We start from the raw sequence: 3229 nt of genomic DNA, 5'->3' as shown, positions 1-3229 counted from the left end.
CCCGCCGAGGCGGAGCGCACCACCGGCGCCGGCCGCAGGGTCGGCTTCGCGACTGCCGTGCGGGCGGAGATGGATCGCCGCAAGCGCCGCCTCGGGGTGCTCAGCTATGACGACCTGCTCTCCCAGCTGGCCCACGCGCTGACCGAGGCCGAGGCCCCGGCCCGGGCCCGGATGCGCCAGCGCTGGAAGGTCGTGCTGGTCGACGAGTTCCAGGACACCGACCCGGTGCAGTGGCAGGTGCTCGACCGGGCCTTCACCGGCCACGCCCGCATGGTGCTGATCGGCGACCCGAAGCAGGCGATCTACGCATTCCGTGGTGGCGACGTGGTCACCTACCTGGCCGCGGCGGCGACCGCCACCACCCGCAAGACGCTGGCCACCAACTGGCGCTCCGACCAGCCGCTGCTGGCCTCGTTGCAGGCCGTGCTCGAAGCCGCCGAGCTCGGTGACCCACGCATCGTCGTACGACCCGTGGAGGCGGCAGCCTCACATCAGGGTCAACGGCTGGTCGGCGCCCCCGACGACACCCCCTTCCGGGTCCGCGTCGTGCGCCGCGAGCAGTTCCGGCTGAAGGGCAACCGGGGCGTGGCGGTCGGACGGATCCGTCCGTTGATCGCCCGGGACTGCGCTCACGACATCAAGAACCTGCTCACCTCGGGCGCGACCTACGAGGGCCGACCGATCGAACCCGGCGACGTGGCCGTGCTGGCCCACACCGGCAAGTCGCTGCAGCTGGTGCGTGAAGCCCTGCACGAGATCGGCGTGCCCGCGGTGGTCGCCGGCGGCGGCAGCGTCTTCGGCACCCCCGCCGCGGTCGAGTGGCTGACCCTGCTCGAGGCGCTCGAGCAGCCGCACCGTTCCAGCCGAGTGCGCAGCGCCGCACTCACGTCGTTCCTGGGTCGCTCGGCGGTCGAGCTCGACACGGACCCCGACCTCACCGACGACGTGGCCGCCACGATGCGCGAGTGGGCCGAGCTGTTCAGCCTGCGTGGGGTCGCCGCGGTGATGGAGGCAGCGGTGATCCGCGGGCTCTATGCGCGCGTGCTGGGCCGGGTCGACGGCGAACGACACCTGACCGACCTGCGCCACGTCGCACAGGCGATGCACCAGGCGGCGCTGGTCGATCGGCTCGGACTGGTCGCCCTGCTCACCTGGCTGCGCGCGCAGATGGCCGACGACAAGGTGCAGGTCGCCTCCGAGCGGACCCGCCGCCTCGACAGTGACGCGGCCGCGGTGCAGCTGGTCACGATCCACGGCAGCAAGGGGCTCGAATACCCCGTCGTGCACCTGCCGTTCGTGGCAGACCGGTATTCCTTCGAACCCTCCATTCCCTTGTTCCATGGGGAGTCTGACGAACACCGCTCCATCGACGTCGGCAAGGACGGCCCCGGCCGCAGGGCCAACGTGTCGCGTGCCAGTGCCGAGGACCTCGGCGAGTCCCTGCGTCTGCTCTACGTCGCGATGACCCGTGCCAAGTCGCAGGTGGTCACCTGGTGGGCGCCGTCTAACAACGCGAAGACGTCGGCACTGCACCGCATGCTGATCGGCAGGGGACCCGGCACCAGCGTGGTGCCCGCCGAGGTGGCGCTCTCCGACGACGACGCCACCCAGGCCTTCTTCGACGCCTGGCAGCAACGCGGCGGGCCGACGTGGGCACCCGCGGTGCCGGCCCCGTTGGCCGAGGCCGAGCTCGCCCGGCCGGCCGACGAGCTCTCGGCTCGTTCGTTCACCCGCACGGTCGACACCCGTTGGCGGCGTACGTCGTACTCCGCGCTGAGCAGCGTCGAGACCGCCGAGCCCACCCTGCCCGGCGTCGGGAGCGAGCCCGAGGAGACGCCCCGAACGGACGAGCCCGACGCCATCGAGCCGGCTCCCGTCCGGCACGGCGACGGACCAGAAGTCCCTTCCCCCATGGGTGAGCTGCCGGTCGGCGCCACCTTCGGATCCCTGGTGCATGCCGTGCTCGAGACTGCCGACCCCTCGGCCGACGACTTCGCCGCCGAGCTGCGCGAGCGGGTCGTCGAGCAGCTCGTCCGGTGGCCGGTCGATCTCGACCCGGGCGCGCTCGCCGAGGCCCTGACCGTGGTGTGCGCGAGCCCCCTCGGCCCACTGGCCGGGGCGGTGACGCTGCGCGAGATCCCGATGGCCGACCGGCTGTGCGAGCTCGAGTTCGAGCTTCCCCTGTCGGGCGGCGACGAGGGCGACGGGTCGGGGGTGGCGGTCACACTGGGCGACATCGCGCCCCTGCTCCGGCGCCACCTGTCCGCGGACGACCCGTTGCTGCCGTACGCCGATGCGCTGGCCGACACCCACCTCGGTGGGCAGGACCTCCGCGGCTACCTCACCGGGTCGGTCGACGTCGTGCTGCGGGTCGGGTCGACGTTCCTGATCGTCGACTACAAGACCAACTGGCTCGGCGCCTTCGACGAACCGCTGACCTCGGCCGACTACCGGCGTGAGGCGCTCGAGGCGGCGATGGGTCACTCCGACTACCCGCTGCAGGCGCTGCTCTATGCCGTGGTCCTGCACCGTTACCTGCGTTGGCGCCTGGCCGACTACGACCCGGCGACCCATCTCGGGGGCGTGCTCTACCTCTACCTGCGCGGCATGTGCGGCCCCGACACCCCGTCCTACGACGGCCATCCCACCGGCGTCTTCTCGTGGCGGCCGCCGATCGGCCTGGTCACCGACCTGAGCGACCTGCTGGACGGAGCCCGCGCATGACGACCTCAGACCTGGTCGACGGCTACGACCGGCGCCTGGCCCGGCGTTCCGACGGCCTGTTGCGGGCGTTCAACGACGCCGGTGCGCTGACCGCTGCCGACGTACACGTGGCCAACCGGCTGGGTGCACTCGGCGGAGAGCCGGACGAGACCGTGTTGCTCGCGGTCGCCCTCGTCACCCGCGCCGTGCGACACGGCTCGGTCTGCCTGGCGCCGGCCGACGCCGCAGAGATCGACCCCGAGCTCGAGTGGCCCGACGTCGACGCGTGGGTCGCGGCGATCGAGGCGAGCCCGCTGGTGTCGGCCGGCGTGCTGCACTGGGAGTTCGGGCTCCTCCACCTCGACCGCTACTGGCGCCAGGAGGTGCAGGTCTGCGACGACCTCGTGGCCCGGCGCGCGCTGCCCGCCCCGGTCGTGGACGAACCCGCCCTCACCGCCGCGCTGGCCCGGGTCTTCCCGGACAGCGGGTACGCCGAGCAGGCCGCCGCCGTCGACCGGGCCGCCCG

General features: G+C 72.6%; 1 protein-coding gene and 1 pseudogene. Both read left to right on the top strand.

Translation table 11 applies throughout. The features are described from left to right. Positions 1–2724, top strand: a 2724-nt coding sequence (locus NJ4_RS07620; RefSeq protein ID WP_067432549.1) for a UvrD-helicase domain-containing protein, incomplete at its 5' end; no start/stop codon positions are given. After that, a pseudogene (locus tag NJ4_RS07615) lies at positions 2721–3229 on the top strand (exodeoxyribonuclease V subunit alpha); the annotation flags it as partial. The gene NJ4_RS07620 and the pseudogene NJ4_RS07615, both read left to right, overlap by 4 nt.

This window comes from Nocardioides jensenii JCM 1364 = NBRC 14755 (assembly GCF_001552535.1).
Lineage (GTDB): Bacteria > Actinomycetota > Actinomycetes > Propionibacteriales > Nocardioidaceae > Nocardioides > Nocardioides jensenii.
Note: the sequence above shows the minus strand (reverse complement) of the source record. Positions and strands in the feature narration are given on the sequence as shown.